Annotated in this window: 21 protein-coding genes; 7 read left to right on the top strand and 14 right to left on the bottom strand. The window is 74.8% G+C overall.

What is annotated here, in order from left to right; genetic code table 11:
* Positions 1–3: 3 nt before the first annotated feature.
* From ACIP93_RS35585 to ACIP93_RS35565, 5 genes are all read right to left on the bottom strand, one after another.
* Complete coding sequence (locus ACIP93_RS35585) at positions 4–777, bottom strand: polysaccharide deacetylase family protein (protein ID WP_401766172.1); 774 nt, start codon at positions 775–777, stop codon at positions 4–6.
* Between the two features lie 232 nt (positions 778–1,009).
* Entirely contained in the window at positions 1,010–1,405 is a 396-nt protein-coding gene (locus ACIP93_RS35580; protein ID WP_345227984.1) for a RidA family protein, read from the bottom strand.
* A 164-nt stretch (positions 1,406–1,569) separates the two neighbouring features.
* On the bottom strand, positions 1,570–3,168 hold the full coding sequence (locus ACIP93_RS35575; RefSeq protein ID WP_401766170.1) for a hypothetical protein: 1,599 nt from the start codon (positions 3,166–3,168) through the stop codon (positions 1,570–1,572).
* Between the two features lie 151 nt (positions 3,169–3,319).
* A complete protein-coding gene (gvpJ, locus tag ACIP93_RS35570; RefSeq protein ID WP_401766319.1) occupies positions 3,320–3,724 on the bottom strand; it encodes a gas vesicle protein GvpJ in 405 nt (134 codons plus the stop codon).
* A gap of 80 nt (positions 3,725–3,804) precedes the next feature.
* A complete protein-coding gene (locus tag ACIP93_RS35565) occupies positions 3,805–5,367 on the bottom strand; it encodes a N,N-dimethylformamidase beta subunit family domain-containing protein (protein WP_401766169.1) in 1,563 nt (520 codons plus the stop codon).
* Positions 5,368–5,524: 157 nt separating this feature from the next.
* On the opposite strand from ACIP93_RS35565, the gene ACIP93_RS35560 reads away from it, so the two are divergent.
* Positions 5,525–5,845 carry a hypothetical protein gene (locus ACIP93_RS35560; protein ID WP_345227446.1) on the top strand — a complete coding sequence of 107 codons (321 nt, stop codon included), beginning with the start codon at positions 5,525–5,527 and terminating at the stop codon, positions 5,843–5,845.
* Between the two features lie 44 nt (positions 5,846–5,889).
* Here ACIP93_RS35560 and ACIP93_RS35555 read toward each other — a convergent pair whose 3' ends face one another.
* A complete protein-coding gene (locus ACIP93_RS35555; protein WP_401766167.1) occupies positions 5,890–6,942 on the bottom strand; it encodes an aminoglycoside phosphotransferase family protein in 1,053 nt (350 codons plus the stop codon).
* Positions 6,936–8,342, bottom strand: a complete 1,407-nt coding sequence (locus tag ACIP93_RS35550; RefSeq protein WP_401766165.1) for a tetratricopeptide repeat protein — start codon at positions 8,340–8,342, stop codon at positions 6,936–6,938. The genes ACIP93_RS35555 and ACIP93_RS35550 overlap by 7 nt, the downstream gene beginning before the upstream one ends.
* 189 nt (positions 8,343–8,531) lie before the next feature.
* Here ACIP93_RS35550 and ACIP93_RS35545 point away from each other — a divergent pair, with 189 nt between their 5' ends.
* The 3 genes from ACIP93_RS35545 to ACIP93_RS35535 all read left to right on the top strand — a co-directional run bounded on the left by ACIP93_RS35545 (position 8,532) and on the right by ACIP93_RS35535 (position 10,348).
* Positions 8,532–8,705 (top strand): hypothetical protein, encoded by a 174-nt coding sequence (locus ACIP93_RS35545; protein WP_401766163.1) that lies wholly within the window; start codon positions 8,532–8,534, stop codon positions 8,703–8,705.
* A 466-nt stretch (positions 8,706–9,171) separates the two neighbouring features.
* On the top strand, positions 9,172–9,747 hold the full coding sequence (locus ACIP93_RS35540; RefSeq protein WP_401766160.1) for an aminoglycoside phosphotransferase family protein: 576 nt from the start codon (positions 9,172–9,174) through the stop codon (positions 9,745–9,747).
* Positions 9,748–9,934: 187 nt separating this feature from the next.
* Positions 9,935–10,348: a DUF4190 domain-containing protein gene (locus ACIP93_RS35535; protein ID WP_401766157.1), complete on the top strand. Its 414-nt coding sequence runs from the start codon at positions 9,935–9,937 to the stop codon at positions 10,346–10,348.
* A 152-nt stretch (positions 10,349–10,500) separates the two neighbouring features.
* Here the strand turns inward: ACIP93_RS35535 and ACIP93_RS35530 are convergent, their stop codons facing one another.
* Together ACIP93_RS35530 and ACIP93_RS35525 are read right to left on the bottom strand one after the other, a co-directional pair.
* Positions 10,501–11,571: a hypothetical protein gene (locus ACIP93_RS35530; RefSeq protein WP_401766156.1), complete on the bottom strand. Its 1,071-nt coding sequence runs from the start codon at positions 11,569–11,571 to the stop codon at positions 10,501–10,503.
* Between the two features lie 340 nt (positions 11,572–11,911).
* Positions 11,912–12,367 carry an OsmC family protein gene (locus tag ACIP93_RS35525; protein ID WP_401766153.1) on the bottom strand — a complete coding sequence of 152 codons (456 nt, stop codon included), beginning with the start codon at positions 12,365–12,367 and terminating at the stop codon, positions 11,912–11,914.
* A 375-nt stretch (positions 12,368–12,742) separates the two neighbouring features.
* On the opposite strand from ACIP93_RS35525, the gene ACIP93_RS35520 reads away from it, so the two are divergent.
* Positions 12,743–13,708, top strand: a complete 966-nt coding sequence (locus ACIP93_RS35520; protein WP_401766150.1) for a GlxA family transcriptional regulator — start codon at positions 12,743–12,745, stop codon at positions 13,706–13,708.
* Positions 13,709–13,815: 107 nt separating this feature from the next.
* Positions 13,816–14,811 (top strand): type I glyceraldehyde-3-phosphate dehydrogenase, encoded by a 996-nt coding sequence (gene gap / locus ACIP93_RS35515; protein ID WP_401766147.1) that lies wholly within the window; start codon positions 13,816–13,818, stop codon positions 14,809–14,811.
* A gap of 22 nt (positions 14,812–14,833) precedes the next feature.
* On the opposite strand, the gene ACIP93_RS35510 is transcribed toward gap, so the two are convergent.
* The 5 genes from ACIP93_RS35510 to ACIP93_RS35490 all read right to left on the bottom strand — a co-directional run bounded on the left by ACIP93_RS35510 (position 14,834) and on the right by ACIP93_RS35490 (position 18,098).
* On the bottom strand, positions 14,834–15,067 hold the full coding sequence (locus ACIP93_RS35510; protein ID WP_345227425.1) for a CDGSH iron-sulfur domain-containing protein: 234 nt from the start codon (positions 15,065–15,067) through the stop codon (positions 14,834–14,836).
* Positions 15,048–15,701, bottom strand: coding sequence for a HemK2/MTQ2 family protein methyltransferase (locus ACIP93_RS35505; RefSeq protein WP_401766144.1), 654 nt, complete (start codon positions 15,699–15,701; stop codon positions 15,048–15,050). The genes ACIP93_RS35510 and ACIP93_RS35505 overlap by 20 nt, the downstream gene beginning before the upstream one ends.
* Before the next feature lie 98 nt (positions 15,702–15,799).
* A complete protein-coding gene (locus ACIP93_RS35500) occupies positions 15,800–16,798 on the bottom strand; it encodes an iron-containing redox enzyme family protein (RefSeq protein WP_401766141.1) in 999 nt (332 codons plus the stop codon).
* Between the two features lie 56 nt (positions 16,799–16,854).
* Complete coding sequence (locus tag ACIP93_RS35495; RefSeq protein ID WP_401766138.1) at positions 16,855–17,424, bottom strand: TspO/MBR family protein; 570 nt, start codon at positions 17,422–17,424, stop codon at positions 16,855–16,857.
* Positions 17,421–18,098: a DUF6328 family protein gene (locus ACIP93_RS35490; RefSeq protein ID WP_401766135.1), complete on the bottom strand. Its 678-nt coding sequence runs from the start codon at positions 18,096–18,098 to the stop codon at positions 17,421–17,423. The genes ACIP93_RS35495 and ACIP93_RS35490 overlap by 4 nt, the downstream gene beginning before the upstream one ends.
* Before the next feature lie 280 nt (positions 18,099–18,378).
* Between ACIP93_RS35490 and ACIP93_RS35485 the strand changes: the two genes are divergently transcribed.
* The coding region (locus ACIP93_RS35485; protein WP_401766132.1) for a catalase at positions 18,379–18,770 on the top strand (392 nt) is incomplete at its 3' end.

Here is an 18,770-nt window from a genome sequence, read left to right as displayed (position 1 = left end):
GCCTCATCGGACCGGGAAGCCGAACTCGTAACCCTGGGAGAGGAGTTGGGGCAGCAGCCTGCGCAGTGCCGCGACGGTCTGGGTACGGTCGCCGCCCGCGTCGTGGAAGAGGATCGTCGGGCCGTTGCGGAGTTCGCGCCCGACGGTCTCCACCATCGTGGCCGCACCCGGCCGCTGGAAGTCCTTGCTGTCCACGTTCCAGCCGAGGGGACGCATGCCCCGGTCGGCCGCCAGCCCCCGGCTGTACGGGGTGAACGCCCCGCCCGGCGCCCGGTAGTACATCGGCCGCACGCCGCCGGACGCCTCGGTGATCATGCGTTCCGCGTCGAGGATCTGCTGCTTCTGGTACGCCGGGGACTTCTTGTCCATGGCCGTGTCGTGCGACACCGAGTGGTCGCACAGCCGGTGCCCGGCCGCCACGACCTTCTTCACGAGGTCGGGGTACGCCTTCGCCTGCGGTCCGACCATGCAGAACGTGGCCTTCACCCGGTGCTTGCGCAGCAGCTCCAGGACCTGCGGGGTCCAGGTGGGGTCGGGGCCGTCGTCGATGGTGAGGTTGAGGCCGCGCGGGCCCGCGTCGGAGGCGTGCGCGATGCTCGCGTCGACCGGCCGGGCGGGGGTGCGGGGAGCGGCGGTGGCCGGCGCCTTCGCCGCGGGCGGCGCCCCGGTGCCGGCCTGTGCCGTCCACACCGAGGCGCCGCCCGCCAGCAGGGCCACGCCGAGCGCCGCCCCGACGGCCTTGCCGTACCAGCCCCGTCCACTGTCGTGTCGTCCCATGTCCGCCCCTTGTCCGCGCTGTTCCTCGTCCGTGCCGTGCGATCACTGGGCAGGACGAGGCGCGGCGGCTAAGGGATCCGTCCGTTACGGATTACGGACAATTCCGCCGATGTTCGGGGACAACCCGCGGACGAGTTCCGTCCCCGAGGGGCGGCTGTGGCTGAACGGGACGGCCGTGGACGACGCGAGGGCCGTGGCTGACGGGAAAGCCGTGGCTGACGGGGGGCGTGCGCTACGCGACGGCCGTGCCCTCCAGCTCCACCACCTGCCCGGGGACCGCCAGTCGGCGTACCTCCAGCATCGTGGTCGTCGGGGCCGCCCCGGCGGCCCCGAGCCGCCCCGCCAGCGCGCCGTAGTGCGGGAAGAGCCGGTCGATGTCGGTGCTGTAGACGTTCAGCCGGACCAGATGCGCGAGGGTCATGCCCGCCTCGGCGAGCACCGCCTCCAGGTTGTCGACGCTCAGGGCGAGCTGCGCCGCGACGTCGCCCTCGTGCTGCGGTCTGCCGTCGGCGTCCATCGCGGTCTGCCCGGACACGTACAGGGTGCGGGTCTCGCCGGAGACGAGTTCGCCCTGGTGGAAGCCCAGCTCCAGGGACCAGTCCACCGGGTTGACGGGGGTGCGCTCGATTGCCATGACGGCTCCATTTCGACGCGTGCGGACATCCGGCGTGCGGAAGCCCCCACGGGGAACACGGGAGTGCGTACGTCCGTCGACGTCGCGGTCATGACCCTCTCAACCCATGTACGACATCCTTGGTCAGGTATTCCGGCCGACGTGGAACGAGGCGGCGGCTACAGCCCGTCGTCCTCCCGGAGCAGCGGGCAGCCGAACGGGAGCACCCGCTCGGACAGCCGGCCCAGGACCCGGTCCTCGGTCAGGGACGCCTCCGCCAGCCAGTCGTACGCGGTCAACTGGTCCAGGAACTCGCCCAGTTGCCCGGCGTCCACGCCGCACAGCGACGCGAGCTCCGCCGCCTCCAGCCCCTCCCCATCCGCCCCCAGGCCCCCGTCGGCGGTGCTGTGCGCCGCGCAGGCCAGCGCGAGCAGCCGCGTCGCCGCCGGGGTCTTCTTCTTGCGGAGCTTGCGGTCGCCGACGCCCTTCTGCGCCCAGCCGGACAGCTTCGTACGCGCCAGCTTGCCGAAGCCGAACGGCCCGGCCGCGCCCTCGGCGGGCACCAGCGACGGCACCAGGATGCCGGTGGGGTTCTCCGGCGCGGACGTCAGCAAGTCCTCCACGGTGGAGGGCAGCCGCATCCACCCGGCGTCGACGAGGTCCTGGAGGGCCCGCGCGGGGTCGCCCAGCGGCCAGCCGGTCACGTCCTGGCCGGTGACGTTGCCGTGGCCGGTGCGGGCCGAGCGCAGGGTGAGCAGCAGCGTCAGCAGGCGGGCCTCCGGGCCCGGCACCGGCGCGTGGTCCCGTACGTGGGCGAGCACCGTCCGTGCGTGGGTCCAGTGGTTCGGGCTGCTCAGCAGGCGCTCGACGCCGTCCGAGAGGCCCTCGCCGGTGCGGTGCGCGTGCTGGGTGCGGGCGGTGGCCGCGGCCTGCTCCGCGCGCCGCGCCTCGGCGCGCAGGCTCCCGTCGCCCGTGCTGTCCGCCCAGGCGACGAAGGCGAGCGCCTTGCGCTCGTGCAGCCCGGCCAGGGCGGCGAGGTCGGGCTCGCCGGACTTCTGGTAGGCGCGGAACGCGTCGCCCAGCTCGATGAGTTCGTCCCGCAGGGTCACCGGCCGCAGGTCGTGCGGCACCAGCCGCTGCGCGATCTTCCCCTGCCGCCGGGGCCGCCGCGGCCGCGGCGCGGTCGCCCGGTACGCGGGCCCACCGGGGCCCGCGCCCGGAGCCGGCCCCGCCCCCGGCACGGACGCCCCCGCGGCGGAGAACAGCGGCGCGCCCACCCCGCCCGCGATCGGCGCCGCGCCACCGGGCGCGGCGGCCTGCGCCTCGCCCGGTCCCCGCGTCCGCTGCCGGCCCGGCCCCTGCGCCTGTTCCTGGGCCGACGCCACCACCCGCGCCGTCGGATGCGCCGCCGCGCACCGCGCGCAGCACTCCCAGGCCCGCCACCAGCGCCCCATCGGATCCACCGCCACCGCCAGCACCACCGCCCCGCCGCACTGCGGAGCCAGTGCGTTCCGCCCGGTCTCGGCGTGCGCCTGGCACCCCTCGGCGCGGCACGCGCAGGCCGCCCGGGCGCGCGGGCCGCCCGCCGCCCGCAGGTGCGCGGTGAGGTGCGCGTTCGCGTAGGCGCGCCCCTCGGCCGCCGAGGGCAACTGCCGCGGCGCACAGGCCGGACGGCTGCAGGCCACCTTCACCGCCGCCACGTCGCGCCCCACGGCATCCAGGCGTACGGTCCACGACCGTCCCGCCACCCGCTCGCTCTCCACATGGGCCTGCGCCACGAACTGCCCCTCCCTGCGTGCTTCTTGACCGAAGGTCCGGAACCCGGAAGACGCGGATCCGGAACCGCTGGGGGACATCATCCAACATTCGCGACCGCACCGTGCGACGAACCGACCACGCAGCGTCAACCCGCCGGGAGCGGAATCCGCCTCAGCGGCGGGGGTTGGCGTTCTCCAGGTTCTCCCGGACCTGCCCGAGGACCTCGGAGAACCCCTTGGCGACCCCCGTCATGGCCCCCTCCTTCGCGCTGCGCGGTCCGGACGTGCCCTTGCCGCCGCCCGACCCGGACGTGCCACCCAGGAGCTCGGTCAGCCCCGCGGGCTTCTTGGCGCCGGTCTCCAGATCGAGGCGGTTGCAGGCCTCGGCGAACCGCAGATAAGTGTCCACACTGGCCACGACGATCCGGATGTCGATCTTCAGGATCTCGATGCCGACCAGCGACACCCGGATGAACGCGTCGATCACCACCCCCCGGTCCAGGATCAGTTCCAGTACGTCGTACAGCCCGCTCGTGCCCCCGCCGCCGCCCTGCCGCGGTGTCATCGCCGTCGTCATGACCCGTGCCTCCTGCTCCTCGACCTCGTACGGGTTCATGTGCCCGCGGTTCGCGCGTTCACCGCGCCCGCGCCGCCCCGCTACGGGGTCGGGCCGCCCGGGACCGGGTCGGCCACGTTGTCCTCGGCGGGCCGGTCCCGCCCCGCCGGGCCCCGGGCGAAGGCGCGCAGGACGTTGGCGGTGACCGTGCGGGTGAAATGTCCGGCGCGGGCGTCCAGGCCGTGGTTGGCGCGGCCGCCGGCGGGGCCGGTGGCGTCCAGGGCCTCGACCCAGCGCATGGTGCCGGTCGCGAAGACGGCCGCCCCGCCGGGCAGCGTCAGATAGGCGGTGTCCGCGTACGAGGGGCGGCCCTTGCACACCACGGGGGAGCGGGACAGGATCTCCAGCGGCCGCGGGGTCGGATGGGCCAGGTTCACCCGGTCGAACTCCACCCCGACGAGGTGCGGGAACGCGTCGCCCGCCCGGGCCCCCGTGCCTGCCAGCAGCCAGTGCTCCGGGCGGGTCACCACGTACGGGGCGTCCACCGGATAACCCGCGTAGATCACCCCGAGCAGCGTGCTCTCCGGATCGGGGTCCGGGAGGCGCCGGAAGTCGTTCGTGGCGGGGAGGCCGCGCCGGAAGCCGGGGTCCCGCGCGTAGTCCTCCTTGTAGCAGACGGCCACCCGGTCGGGGCCGACCGGCGAGCCCTCGAAGCGGGTCCGCCGGTAGCAGCAGTTCGCCCCGAGCACGGCGAGGTTGGTCCCGGAGTCGCGGGCGCGGGTGACGTGCAGGCGCTGCTCGGGGCTCCAGTACTCGTCGTGGCCGAGCGAGACCACCGCCGCCGCCCCGTCGAGGGCGTGCGGGTCGCGGGCCAGGTCGACGCCCGTCGTGTACGCCAGGGGCAGGCCCAGCTCCTCGGCGAGGGCGACGAGCGGAGCCTCGTAGACGAGGAACTGGCCGGCCCCCCGCGCGTTCGCGTACGGGCGGTCGAAGGACACCTGCAGCGCCCGTGACGCCGCCGTGCCGCTCTTCCCCCGGTAGAGGTCCGCGCCGCCCCACCGGTTGTACGCCTGCCAGGTCGCCACCGCGCTCACCAGCACGGTACGGCCGGCCGCGTCCGGCGAACGGACCGTCACGGGCACGAAGCGCTGGGCCCGTCCGTCCGTGGTGTCCAGGCGCAGCAGGTAACTGCCCTCGGGCCAGCCCGAGGTGTCGAGCTCGGCGGTCCGCCGCCAGGGGGCGCGGGCCATGCGGGTCGCGGCGTCCATGGCCGCGGCGGGCTGGCGCAGGCCGGGCAGCGGCCCCGAGCGGTGGACGAGCCGGGCCCGCCGTCCCCCGTACCAGCCCATCCGGTACGCGGACACGGTGTACGCCGCCGCCGTCGTCGAGACCCGCAGCCCCAGCGGCTCGCCCGCGAGCACGCTGACCCGCTCGGCGAAGCCCTCCACGGCACGCGCGGGCCCCGCCCGGGTGATCCGCCAGTCCGCCGCGCCCGGCAGGGCGTTCTCGGCCGCCACGTCCAGCGCCTGCCGGTGATGCGGCGGTGCGTCGCGTGCCGCCGCGCGCGCCACCGTCCCCGGCAGGGCGGCGAGCGCTGCCGCGCCCAGCCCCAGTACCGCCCGCCGCCCGGGCCCGCCGCCGCTGTCCTCCGTGTTGTGCCGCACTGCCACACCGTCCCGAATGTCCGTATTGGTAGGGCAAGTTCTAACCCACCGGGGCGCCGGGGGCCGCCGTGACATGCGGGAGGCGCGGGAGGGCTCCGCCCGGGAGGCGCGCGGATATCCGGATGCGCGGTGCCGCGGCCCCTGCGACCCTGGCCGTATGCCTCGACGGATCGTGTTCGTACAGCTGAAGACGGGTCACGACACCGACCGCGGGCCCTCCTGGATCGGGTGGGCCGACTTCTCCACGACCTGGCGCACGGCCTCCTTCCACGGGAGGACACTGCGCCGGGCCGCAGGCGGGTCCGGCGCGAACTTCTACGACACGGTCAGCGGCGAGGAGTTCTGGGTGTCCGGCCCGAAGCGCGACCGCACCGACACCCGCTACGGCCCCCGCACCACGCGGATCGAACCGGACGCCGCCGACGCCTACCGCGCCTTCCTGGACGGCGCGCCGCTGCCGGGACGGGAGAACGGCTGAGCCGTCGCCGCCGGGCGGGGCCGCCGCGAGCACACCGCGTCGCCTCACCAGGGGCGGGCGTCCCAGGCGGGAAGCGGACGCGGGCGCGGCCGGAGTTCCAGCAGCCGGTCGGCCAGGGCGGAGCCGAGCCGGCCGACGGCGTGCAGGCGGTCGTGGTCGCGGGTCATGGCGGCGACCGCGCCCAGCCGGTGCACGAGCCGCTCACGCGCGGAGACGCAGCCCCAGGTGAAGTCCTGGACCGGTACCCGGGCGAGCTGGTCGGCGGTCCCGCGCTGAGCCCGCTCGACGAGCGCGTCGCCCTGGATCAGCCAGCCCGCGCACGCGTCGGCGAGGTCCCCCGGCACGTCCTTCCCGGTGCGGTCGCGCCAGGTGGACCGGTAGACGTCCTCCGCCTCCGCGAGCGGGGCCCCGGTGACCGACAGGGCGCACCAGCAGGTGGGGAACCCGATGCGGAAGTAGGCGAGCTCGGTCAGGCCGTTGCCGAGCGCGGCCCGCTCGAAGTCCACGAAGCGGACCCCGTCGGCGGTGCGCAGATCGTTGCCGGGGCAGGGGTCGCCGTGCAGCAGCGCGTGGTACGGAGCGGGGTCCAGCCGGTCCAGGAGACCGGCGAGCTGCTCGGGCGCCGCGTCCGGCACCGGCACGTCGAGCGCCCTGGCCAGCGCGAGGAAGGACTCCGCGTCGGTGGCCGTGGGCCCCGACCAGGCCGGGAGCGCGCCCGCGTCGGCGGGAGCGGTCAGGGCGTGCAGCCGGGCCAGCGCCTCGGCGTACCCCGGCAGCCAGTCGTCGGTCCTGCCGAGGTCCGCCACGTGCTCCAGCACCAGCACGCGCGCGGCCGGGTCCGTCGCGAGCACCGCCGGGGCCACGGCGGGCGCGGCGGCCCGCCCCGCGAGGCGCAGCCCGGCGGCCTCCCGGGCGAACCGCGTGTCCGCGTCCGCGCCCGGGTCCCCGCCGTCGGTGATCTGCTTGACGACCACGAGCCGCCGGCCGGCCAGCCGCACCCGCCACACGCGCGAACGCGGGCTGCTGTCCAGGAGCTCGGCCCGCCGGGGAGCGCCCACGGCGGCGAGCAGGACCTCGGTGACCTCGTCGCTCAGCATCCCGGCACGCCCCGGGAGCCCGTCCGCGCCCGGTGCCGGGCGGTCGCCGCCTGCGCGTGGTGGCCGAGCCGGTCGGCGAGGCGGGCCTGGGCGAGCCAGTTGTACGGGCTGGACGGACGCAGCGCGATGCGTTCGCTGAGCAGGGTGCGGGCCAGGTCGTGGCGGCCGGCCCGCAGGGCCGCCTCCAGCAGGGTCTTGTGGACGGCGTCCCGCTGGGCGTGGCTGCCGCCGAAGGAGGCCAGGCGGTGGCGCAGGGGGAGGAGCAGGTCGATCGCCCGCTGGTCGCGGCCCGTCCCGTACGCGACGAGCGCCTCGCACACGGGGAGGCCGACGGCGGCGGTCATGGCGCGGTTGGAGGACGAGGGGGCGGTGGCGAGCCAGCGGCGGCGGTCGGCGACCAGCCGCTCGGCGTCGCCGACGCGGCCCGCGCCCACGTACGCCATCACGACGTGCATGTCGTTGAAGGCGTAGTGCGGGCCGTCCGCACGTCCCGCCCAGCCCCCCGCGAGGCGCTCCCAGCGGGCCGACACGTCGTGCCCCGCGAGCAGCAGGCGCCACAACAGGGCCGAGGCGTCCAGGAGTTGCATGGCCAGGGGCGGGGCGTCCGGCGGGTGGACGGAGCTGTCGTAGACGTCCAGGACGCGGGCGGTGTCGTCCGCCTCCAGTGCGAACAGGGCGTAGTGCCACCAGTTGTGCACGGTCAGGAAGTTGCCGGTCGTCCAGTCGGCGGCGCGCGCGTCGAGGAAGCCGATGCCCTCGGCGAACCTGCCGCGCATCTCGAAGGTGTGGGCCACGCCGTGCACGCCCCAGACGTCCCGCGGGTTGCGGGCGAGGGCGTCCAGGCCGGCCTCCTCGGCCTGTTCGTAGTGGCCGGACTCCTCCAGGCCGAAGGCGTACATGCCGCGCAGGGGCCCGTAGTGGGGGTCCTCCTCGTCCCAGGCGCTCAGCGCCCCGCCGATCCGGTCGCGCAGGCGGCCCGCGTCGCCGATGAGGAAGTCGAGCTGGTGGCCCGCCAGCAGGGCCAGGGCGTCGCACGGCCAGCCGACCGACAGCTCGTCCAGGACGCGGGCGGCGCCGTGCAGGTCCCCGTCGAGGCAGGCTCCGGCGGCGGCGAGGTGCAGGCGCTCGCGCGGGGTGAGGGCGGACGCGTCCAGGGCGGCACGGAACCGGGCGTACGGGCCGCGGGCCGCGGCGGCGTCCTTCTCCTCGGTGCCGAGGGCCGCGAGGTAGGCGCTCAGGGCGTGGGCGACGGGGGAGCGGGGCGACGCCCGGAGGGCGTCGGCGGTGTGGCCGACGACCTCCGGGCGGAAGAAGAGGAGGGCGTCCAGGGCCTGTTCGAGGTGTTCGGCGGCCTCCGGGGTGGTGTGGGTGAGGCGGTGGCGGTGCCGGTCGCGGGTCATCGGAACTCCCAGGGGGTGGGTCTGCGGGGTAATCCTGCCCGGACCGGGCGCCGCCCAAGGCGGCTCGTCCGCCCGGACCGCGGGCACCGCGAGCCGGCTCGCCCGGGGAATTCTTTTCGGCCGGGGCCCCGTTTCCCGCCGGACGCCAAGGGCAGGCGGTTGTTCGAACGACGAAGGAAGGACCACATCATGAGCGCTGGAGAGAAGGCCAAGGCCAAGGCCGAACAGGTCGTCGGCAAGGCCGTCAAGAAGACCGCCCACGCGGCCGGCCAGGACACCACGGCCGCCAAGGGCGCCGCTCTGGAGGCACGGGGCGAGGCCCGGGAGGCCAAGGAGAAGGCCAAGGACACCTTCACGCGCTGACCCCCGGCGTACGCCCCTTCCACGGGCAGGGCGGGTCCCCGGCAACCACCCGGGGGCCCGCCCTTTCGCGCGCCCGTGCCCCCTGTGCCCACCGCTGGTAAAGCAGGTGACGGACGGCCCCCACCGGTGCAAGCTGCCGGGATGCGACCGGACGCGAACGTGGACATGGCCGAGGTGGACGCCCTCCTGGTCGGGCGGTACGGCCCCGGGGCCGAGGGCTGGGCCGGCGCGGTCCCGGCCCTGACCGCCCGGCTGGCCTCGCGGTGGGGACTCGTGCCGGGGGAGGTGTTCGCCGCCGGGGCCTCCTCGGTCGTGCTGCGCTGCCGCTGGACCGACGGAACACCCGCCGTCCTCAAACTCAGCCCGGACCGCGCCCTGCTGACCCGACAGGCCGACATGCTCCGCCTGTTCGCCCCGTCGGGCCGCGTGGCCCGGCGTCCTGGCCGTCGACGCCGCCGCCGGGGCCATGGTGCTGGAGGAGGTCCGGCCCGGCACCGAGGCCGCACACCTGCCGCAGGATCAACTCCCGGATCTGTGGGCCGCGTTGCTCGCCGATCTGCACGCCGTCGCGCCGCCCGCGCACTGGCCGCTGGACCTGCGGGGCCGGTTCGAGGAGTCCTTCGCCCGGATCGGACGCCGGCTGTCCGAGCCGCTGATCGGCGCCCGCGTCGGCCGGACCGCGTGGCGGCGGGCGATACGGCGCTGCGAAACCCTGCTGGACAGCCAGGAGGAGCCCGTGCTGCTCCACGGCGACCTGCACCTCGGCAACGCGCTCGACGGCGGCCCCTCGCGCGGCCTGGTCGCGATCGACCCCAAGGCCTGTGTGGGCGACCCCTGTTTCGACGCCGTCGACTACGTGGTCGCCGGGGCGGGTGACGAGGGCGTCGAGGCCCGCTGCCGACGGGTGGCGAGTGCCTGCGGCCTGGACGGTGAACGGCTGTACGCCTGGAGCCGGGTGGTGGCACCCATGGCGGCCGTCGCCCACCTCACGCACGGCGGCCCGCCGGCGGCACTCGACGAACTCCTGGCCCTGTCCCGCTGATTCCTCCCGAAGCGGGACCCCCGCCGGGGAATCCACGGGCCGGCTCGCGTCTATCCGTACTCGTCGGGGGTAGACGTGCGGTCCTGAAGGCGAGCCGAAGGCGGGCGGGTTTCCTTGGAGGCCCCTTTTCTGCTGGAATGTTGCCATACATAACAAATGTTCCCTGACAACAGAAGCGAGTGACGGCATGTCCTATCCCAACCACCCCCCGCAGAACAACGATTACGGCCAGCCGCACCACGGCGCCCCGGCTCAGCAGAAGAACGGGCTGGCCATCGCCGCCCTGGTCCTCGGCATCCTGTCCCTCTTCGCCTCCATCACCCTCATCGGCGGAATCCTGCTGGGTCTGCTCGCGGTGATCTTCGGCATCATCGCCGCCCGGAAGGCACGCGGCGGGCGCGCCCCGAACGGCGTGATGGCCATCATCGGCGCCGTGCTCGGCGGCCTGGGCATCATCGCCTCCGGCGTGATCATCGCGGTCGGCGCCTCGCTCCTCAACTCGGAGGAGTTCAAGAACCTCAACGACTGTGTGCAGCAGGCGGACACGCAGAGCGAGAAGGACGCGTGCGCGGACAAGTTCAACAAGGACGTGGGCAACTGACCCAGGCCGCCGGAGGCCCTGCGCTTCGTACCCCCTGAACGCCTCGACGTACAGGGGGACTCGGCGCAGGGCCTTTTTCGGCGGCCGCGGTGCGCGACGGTCCCGCTCGACTGCGGACGGCCGGCTCCGGCGGTCGTGGGCCCGGTCCGGTCTCAGCTCTGGGTGCCGCGCCGGCGCCACAGGACCGTACCGCCGAGCAGGACGACGGCGGAGAGGCCGGCCGCGCCCGCGACGAGGCCCGTGTCGGCGCCCGGGGCGGGGGCGATCGTGGCGCCCGCGTTGACGGCGCCCCGGGGGACCGCGCGGTCCTCGACCCGGGCGGACGTTCCGGCGGAGCGGTGCACGGGGGCCACGGCGTGGCGCTGCACGGGAGCCCCGGCGTGGTGCTGCACGGGCGTCCCGGCACGGTGGTCCACGGGGGCCACGGCGTGGTGCTTGTTCGGGGTCGTGCGCGGGTGCGGGGCGTCGGCGATGCCGAACTTCACCGAGTCGATCTTCCGGTCGCCGACGTACCCGTCCACCCGGTCGTAGCCGGGCTTGGCGTTCGCGGCGACGGTGGCCGTGCCGTGCCAGAGGGAGGAGTCCGCGTCGCGGGTGAGGTTCACCGTGCCGCCGAAGGCACCGGACCGGACGCGGGCGGAGCCCTTCAGGTCGCCGCTGTCGATGGTGACGCGGACCCGGTCGCCCGGCCCGGCCCCGTCCGTCGACAGGCTCAGGGAGGCCCGGCGGGGGGCGGGGGCCGCGACCGTGTTCACCAGGATGCGGGCGGAGGTCTGCGCGCCCGTGTCGCCGAAGTCCGCGACGGACTTCACGGGGAGGGTGCCTGTGCCGGCGTCCCGGGAGACGACGGCGGTGCCGGACCAGGACGTGCCCGAGGCGTCGGTCGCGGCGAGGTGGGCGGTGCCGAAGGCGGGGGAGGACACGGTGACGCCGCGGGAGGCGTTGGCGGAGGTGGTCGCCGTGATGGTGACGCTCTCCCCGGCGCGGAATCCGGCACGGTCCCGGGGGGAGGAGAGCCGGAGGGTCACCTGCGCCTTGTCGGCCTGGACGGCGTTCTGGTCCCCGTCCTGCTGCCGGCCCGACCGGCTGTCGTCCGGCGACGAGGACACCGTGACGGCCGGCGCGGGCGACGGGGCCGGAGCGTCGGCGAACGCGGCCACGGGCACGGCGAGTGCCGCAGCCGTGACGACGGTGATGGCCGAAGCGGTGAATGCCTTGCGCATGAGCGGAACCTCCTTGCACGGCCGGGGCCTTTTCCCCGGCACGGTCTTTCCGGAATTCATCGTGCACCGGCCGGAACGAAGCGCGCATTCGCCGCAAGAAGGCCCTGAGCCAAAGGTCCCGAGCCGAATTCCTTGCGCCCTCCCGCCCCTTTGGGAAAGTGCGTACAGCCCATTACCCGTGCTTTACGTCACATTCAGGAAGAAAGTCCCGCGATACGTCCAGAGGTCATCGCGGCCTCCGCGAGGGCATCGGTGGAACGCTCCACGGACCGTACCGCTGGCTGACGGCACGTCAGGTCGGTCCAGGCGCAAGGAAGTCGGCTCGCCCGTGCGGCAGCCCTCAGGCGTTCCCGCCTTCGTCCCCGTCCTCGTTCACGCTCGTACGGACCGGGGTGCCCGCCTCCACGGTGCGGCTGACCGTGCAGAGCCGGTCGTGCGAGCTCTTCACCGCCCGGGGCAGGATCGTCCGCGCGCGGTCGCCCTCGGGCCCCTCCGGGAACGCCACCTCGAAGGCCACCCGGAGGTCCCGCATGCTGTTGCCGCTCTCGTCGGCGACCTTGTGGCCGCTGGTCTCCACGGAGAAGACGGTCGCCTCCGTGTGCCGCCCGGTGGCGGACTCCACGTCGACGGCCGTGCAGCCGCCGAGCGCGGCGAGGAAGAGCTCGACGGGTGTGAAGTCCGCGTCCCCGCCGGTGCCGAAGCTGAGGCTGCCGCCGCGCGCGTTGGTGACGGTGAAGCGGCCGGGGCCGGAGCGCTCGATGGTGACGGAACGCAGGGTCTTGTCGTTGTCGGTCATGCTGCTGACGGTAACCCCACCCCGCCCCCGGTCCCCGCCGGGCCGCGGCCGCCCCGGGTGTGTCCGAGGACTGCGTCACACGGGCACACCTGGGGCGGGCGGGACAAGTACCGCTAAGGCGCGCCCGGTTCGCCGTGTGTCGGCGGGGGGAGGGATCTGCTCCGGCGCCGGCCACGGGAGTGCCACGCCCCGCCGCGTGTGCGGGGGGAGCGACCGGGTGACCGCTTCCCGCGGGGTGTTCCGCGACCTGGTGCCGGGGTGCCACTACGCGTACGGCGCCGCCTCGCCGTACGCCGAGTTCGCCTTCGCCCCGCAGGGGCGGCGGCGGATTCCCGTGCGGCGGGGCGCCGCGCCCCCCTCGGCGGCGGCCCGCCCGTGCCCCCGTACCCTCGGACCGTGCTGCACCGTGTCGCCGTCCTCGTGCTCGAAGGGGCCAAGCCCCTCGACGTCGGCATTCCGGCCCAGGTCTTCACCACCCGTGCCAGCATGCCGTACGAGGTGCGCGTCTGCGGGGCCGCGCCGGGGCTCGTAGCCGGCGGGGACGGGCTCGCGTACCACGTCGCGCACGGGCTGGAGGCGCTCGACTGGGCCGATCTCGTCTTCGTTCCCGGGTACCGGCAGCCGGACCGGGCGGACCCGCCGGGGAACGTCGTCGACGCGCTGGTCGCCGCCCACGGGCGGGGGGCCCGGCTGGCCGCCATCTCCACCGGCGCCTTCGCCCTCGCCGCCACCGGCCTCCTGGACGGCAGGCGCGCCACCACCCACTGGCACTACACCCGCGCCCTCGCGGCCCGGCACCCCCTCGTGCGGGTCGACCCGAACGTGCTGTTCGTGGACGAGGGCAGCGTGCTGACGTCGGCGGGCGCCGCCTCCGGCATCGACCTCTGCCTGCACGTCCTGCGCGGCGACCTCGGCGTCGCCGCCTCCCACCACGCCGCCCGGCGCCTGGTCGCCGCCCCCTATCGCAGCGGCGGCCAGGCCCAGTACGTACCGCGCGGTGTTCCGGAGCCGCTGGGCGAGCGGTTCGCCGCCACCCGGGAGTGGGCGCTGCGCCATCTCGGCGAGCCCCTCACCCTCGACGCGCTCGCCCGGCGGGCGGGCGTCTCGGCCCGCACCTTCTCCCGCCGCTTCGTCGAGGAGACCGGCTGCACCCCCATGCAGTGGGTGCTGCGCGCCCGCGTCGACCTCGCCCGCGAACTGCTGGAACGCTCCCAGCTCGCCGTCGAGCAGATCGCCGCCGACACCGGCCTCGGCACCGGAGCCAACCTCCGCCTCCACTTCCAGCGCATCCTCGGCACCACCCCGAGCGAGTACCGCCGCACCTTCACCCACGGCACCTGAACCCCTGGCGGGATCCTCGCGAACCATGGCGCCCGCGCCACTGTCCGCCCCGCGCGTCGCGCGCGAACCTGATGGCGAAAGAACCGCGACCAGAAGGGGCTTCACCCATGACCCGCATCGCCGTCAACGGATTCGGCCGCATCGGACGCAACGTGCTGCGCGCCCTGCTGGAGCGGGAGAGCGCGCTGGAGATCGTCGCCGTCAACGACCTCACCGAGCCCGCCGCCCTCGCCCGCCTGCTCGCCTTCGACAGCACCTCCGGGCGGCTCGGGCGGCCCGTGACCGTCGAGGGCGACACCCTCGTCGTCGACGGCCGGCGCATCAGGGTGCTGGCCGAGCGCGAGCCGGCCCGGCTGCCCTGGGCCGAACTCGGTGTGGACGTCGTCCTGGAGTCCACCGGACGGTTCACCTCCGCCGGGGCCGCCCGCGCCCACCTCGCAGCCGGAGCCAAGAAGGTGCTGGTCAGCGCGCCCTCCGAGGGGGCGGACGTCACGCTCGCGTTCGGCGTCAACACCGACGCGTACGATCCCGCCCGCCACACGGTCGTCTCCAGCGCGTCCTGCACCACCAACGCGCTCGCGCCGCTCGCCTCCGTACTGGACCGGCTCGCCGGTATCGAGCACGGGTTCATGACCACCGTGCACGCCTACACCCAGGAGCAGAACCTCCAGGACGGCCCGCACCGCGACGCCCGCCGCGCCCGCGCCGCCGGCGTCAACATCGTGCCGACCACGACCGGCGCCGCCAAGGCGATCGGCCTGGTGCTGCCGAACCTCGACGGGAAGCTGTCGGGGGACTCCATCCGCGTGCCCGTGCCGGTCGGCTCGATCGTGGAGCTGAATACGACGGTGGCGCGCGAGGTGACGCGGGACGACGTGCTGGAGGCCTACCGCGCCGCCGCACAGGGGCCGTTGGCGGGGGTGCTCGAGTACTCCGAGGACCCGCTCGTCTCCTCCGACATCACCGGCAACCCCGCCTCGTCCGTCTTCGACTCGGCCCTCACCCGCGTCGACGGCCGGCACGTCAAGGTGGTCGCCTGGTACGACAACGAGTGGGGCTTCTCGAACCGCGTCATCGACACGCTCGAACTCCTCACCGCCTGACGCGGGGGAACGGCGGCAGGGCTCACTCCCGGGTCCGCTGCCGGTGGCTCGTGTCGCACCACGGATAGCGGCGGCTGCGGTGGCACACGCACAGCGCCACCCGGAAGCGGTCCGAGCGCACCGTGCTGCCGTCCTCCAGGGTGACCTCCACCGGCCCGTCCACCATCAACGGGCCCACCCGCTGGACGGCGACACGGGCCGCGCAGGACTCCGTACCGCAGGAGGCACCGCTCGGCTCAGGGCGTTCGTTCGGCACGGATGACCACCAGCTCTTCCTCGTTGTCCGTGGGGCCGACCAGCCCCTGGGCCGTCAAGTACCCGCGTCGGCCGCGCAGCACGGGCCCGAAGCCGATGAACGACCGCTCCACCGTGGCCGCCTTCAGCCCGGCGTCGCGCAGCATCCCGAGCGTCCGCTCCGGGGCGCTGAGCGCGCTCTGCACCACCAGCAGCACCCCGCCGGGCCTCAGCAGCGTCGGAGCCTCCCGGCACATGCGGTCCAGGATCAGCCGCCCGTCCAGGCCCGCGTCCCACGCCCGCGCCCTGCCGCGGGCGGGCAGCCCGGGCCGGGGCGCGGGAACGTAGGGCGGATTGTTCAGGATCAGGTCGTACGTGCGGTCGGCGGCCGGAGCCAGCAGGTCGCCCCGCAGCACCCGCACCGGCAGCCCGGCCAGGCGGGCGTTCAGCCGGGCATTGAACGCCGCCCGCCGCGACACGTCCACGGCGGTGACCTCGGCCCCCAGCCGCGCCGCGGCCAGCGCCAACGCGCCCGTCCCGGTGCACACGTCGAGCACCCGCGCCCCGGCCGGCAGGGCCTCCCGGCGCAGCGCGGCGGCCAGCAGGGCGGTGTCCGCCTGCGGGGCGTACACCCCGGGCAGCGCGAGCAGCTTCACGCGCGGTCCTCTGTTTCTGGTTTTCCCGGTTGCCGTGGTTTCCCCGATTCCCCCGGCTCCCCCGATCTCCCCGGCTCCCCCGATCTCCCCGGCCCGCCTCATCCGCGCGCCTCTTCCAGCGGCACCCGGAGCGACGACCTGCCCGCTTCCCAGCACGCCAGCAGGTGCTCCCCGAGCCGGTCCTCCAGGAACCCGGTCGCGTCGATCCCGAAGACGACGTCCGGCGCGAGGTGCGGCTCCTCCTCCAGCAGCCCCGCGATCACGTCGTGCCGCACCACCTGCTCGTGCACCGCGTCCGCCTCCACGTGCTCGGAGTAGAAGTGCTCGGCCGCGGGTCCCGCCCCCGTGCGCGCCATGGCCTCCGCGAGGCGGCGCGAGCCCGGCGAAGAGGTGATCTCCACGGCGGCGAAGTGCCCGACGAGCGCACCCCGCAGGGCCCGGTGCAGGCCGAAGAGGGACATCAGGTTGACGGTGGCGAGCACCTGCGCGCACCCGGCGTCCAGGTAGTGGCCGTACTCGGTGTTCAGACCGAGGTCGGCCATCAGGTCGGCGAACAGCTTGGCGTGCACGCGCTCACCGCGTCCGCCGCCGAACTCGTCGAACTCCACCGCCGCCATGCCCGCCTTCGCCCGCCCCCACAGCCGGGGCAGCACCCAGGCGTGCGGGTCGGCCTCCTTGAGGTGGTAGAGCGAGCGCTGCGCCGCGTACTCCCGCAGCTGCCACAACTCGCCCTTCTCGCGGAGGCGGTGGGAGACGCCGGTGCCGTTGACGGGCTCGACGAGGAGTTCCCCGACCGCCTCGTCGACGCCGCGGACGCGGGTCGCGTCCGTGCGCAGCGCCGTCAGGAAGCGGTCCTCCAGCAGGGCGCGCAGGCGCAGCAGGTCCGGGTCCCACTCCAGGGCGCTGTCGACGCCCGCGAACCCGCGGTAGTGGAGCTCGTAGCAGAGGTAGAGGGCGAGTTGCAGGTCGTCGCCGTACGGGTCGGCCTCCTCGACCGGGGGGAGCGCCCGGGGCGCCCCCCGGAGCAGGCCGAGGACGGTTTCGGAGAGCGGCCCCCGGGCCGGGGGAAGGGTGGGGCCGGTGAAGTCGATGGGCATGGGAGTGGAAGTACCCCGTGATCTCGGAGGGGAACGCGGCGGTTGCTGCGTCCGGGTCAGTCCGTGGCGGAATTCCGGCGGGCCCCGGCGGGATTGCGCCGGGCCAGCGAGGCGTTCAGGGCGGTCGCGAAACCGCACCAGGCCGCGTACGGCAGCAGGGCGCGGGCGGCGGCCGGGTCCGTGCGGGCGGTGCGGCGGATCAGCTCCACGTTGCTCAGGTCCAGGGCGAGCGTGCCCAGCAGACCGGCCCGGGGGCTGCGGCGGCGGAAGAAGAGCTGGTTCCAGGCCGCGTTCAGCATCAGGTTGGCACCCAGGCTCAGCGCGGTGCGCCGGCGTTCGGCACCCTGCGTCCGGTGCAGGGCGCGGCCGCCCGCCCAGGCCAGCGACGCGTACAGCGGCGTCCACACCGCGCCGAACGTCCAGGACGGCGGCTGCCAGGACGGCTTGTCGAGCCGCCGGTACCAGCCGCTGTCGGCGTCCACCGCCCGCGCGCCGACGACGGCGCACGCGGTGACCGCCGCCGCGGTCATGGCGTAGGCCGGCCAGGCGCGGGAGCGCGTCCCGGCGGGCGGCGCCGTTCCGCTCCCGGTGGGTGCGGTCGGTCCGCTCTCATCAGCTGTGGTCATCCGGTTTCCTCCGTACGGTGGGCCTTCTCGGCCCGCAGGACGCGGCGGGCGGCCTTGCGGCGCAGCCGGACCGGCAGCACGAACCAGCAGAAGCCGAACCAGAGCATCACCGCGCCGACCAGGATCTCGGCGAGCACGCCGGGAACCACGAGCCGCAGTATCAGCAGGAGCGTGCAGCCGATGGTGAGAGCCAGCAGCACCATGCCCAGGATCATCAACCGGGCCGCCGCCTCGACGACTTCGTCCTTCATACGCTGGCCGGACAGGAAGCGGTGGATCGACACGGGCGCGATCAGGGAACCGGTGGCGGACGCCCCCAGGACCACGGTCAGGACGTAGACGACCCGGTCGAAGGTGTCCAGCTCCCGGAAGAGCGGGGTGAACGCGACGCTGAGCAGGAACCCGAACAGGATCTGCACCCCGGTCTGCGCCACCCGGGTCTCCTGGAGGATCTCGTGCCAGCGCCGGTTGACGCGTTCACGGGCGGACTCGGGCGGTTCGGCGGCTTCGGCGGGTCCGGCTGCCGCGGCCGGCTGTGCGGGCTGCGGTCCCGCAGGGTGCCGGCACCCGCACCGTGCCGCGTCCGGCTGAGTGTCCCGGGCGTCCGCCTGGGGGGTCCGGGCGTCCCGGGCGTCCTCCCGGGCGCGCTCCGCCGACTGCTCCGTGATGGTCATGGTTCCCTCCCGATCCAGGGGGACCGGATGCCCTGGCCGGGCGCTTTCATGCAGGTCGGTGGGTGTGGCAGGGCGGTGGCGGCGCCGGGCGGCCGAGGTTTCGTACCGGCCTATCCGGTTTATGTATCGCTCCCGGGGCACTCGGCTCTGCGACACGCACGGCGGCCGGGAGCGGCGGTTCCGGATTCCGGTTCCGCCCCGCCGCCGGACCTGGAGCCAGACGACCGGAGGAATCGCAGTGGAAGAGTCCCGCCCCCATGAGCACTCGCGTGGCAATCCGGTGAAGGAAACCGCAGAGAAGATCGTCGACGCGCTGCGGCCCGGAACGGGCGGCGGTCCCGACGTTCCGGGTCGTCCGGCGCCGGTGCCGGTGCCGGTGGAGGAGCCGACGCAGGTGCGTGGGCCGTTGCCGCCGAAGCCGGACCAGCGGGGTCCCGCGACGGTCAGCCCGACGGGTGAGGCGACCGGGGTCGACCAGGAGGTGGTGGCGCAGCGTGAGGCGTACCTGACGACCGCGCAGGGCGCCCGGCTCTACGACACCGATCACTCCCTGAAGGCGGGCGAGCGGGGCCCGGTGCTGCTCCAGGACCACCACCTGCGGGAGAAGATCACCCACTTCGACCACGAGCGCATCCCCGAGCGTGTGGTGCATGCGCGTGGTGCGGCCGCGCA

The sequence above is a fragment of the Streptomyces sp. NPDC088745 genome (genome assembly GCF_044751045.1).
GTDB classification, from domain to species: domain Bacteria; phylum Actinomycetota; class Actinomycetes; order Streptomycetales; family Streptomycetaceae; genus Streptomyces; species Streptomyces cremeus.
This window is presented reverse-complemented; position numbering and strand designations above follow the sequence as displayed.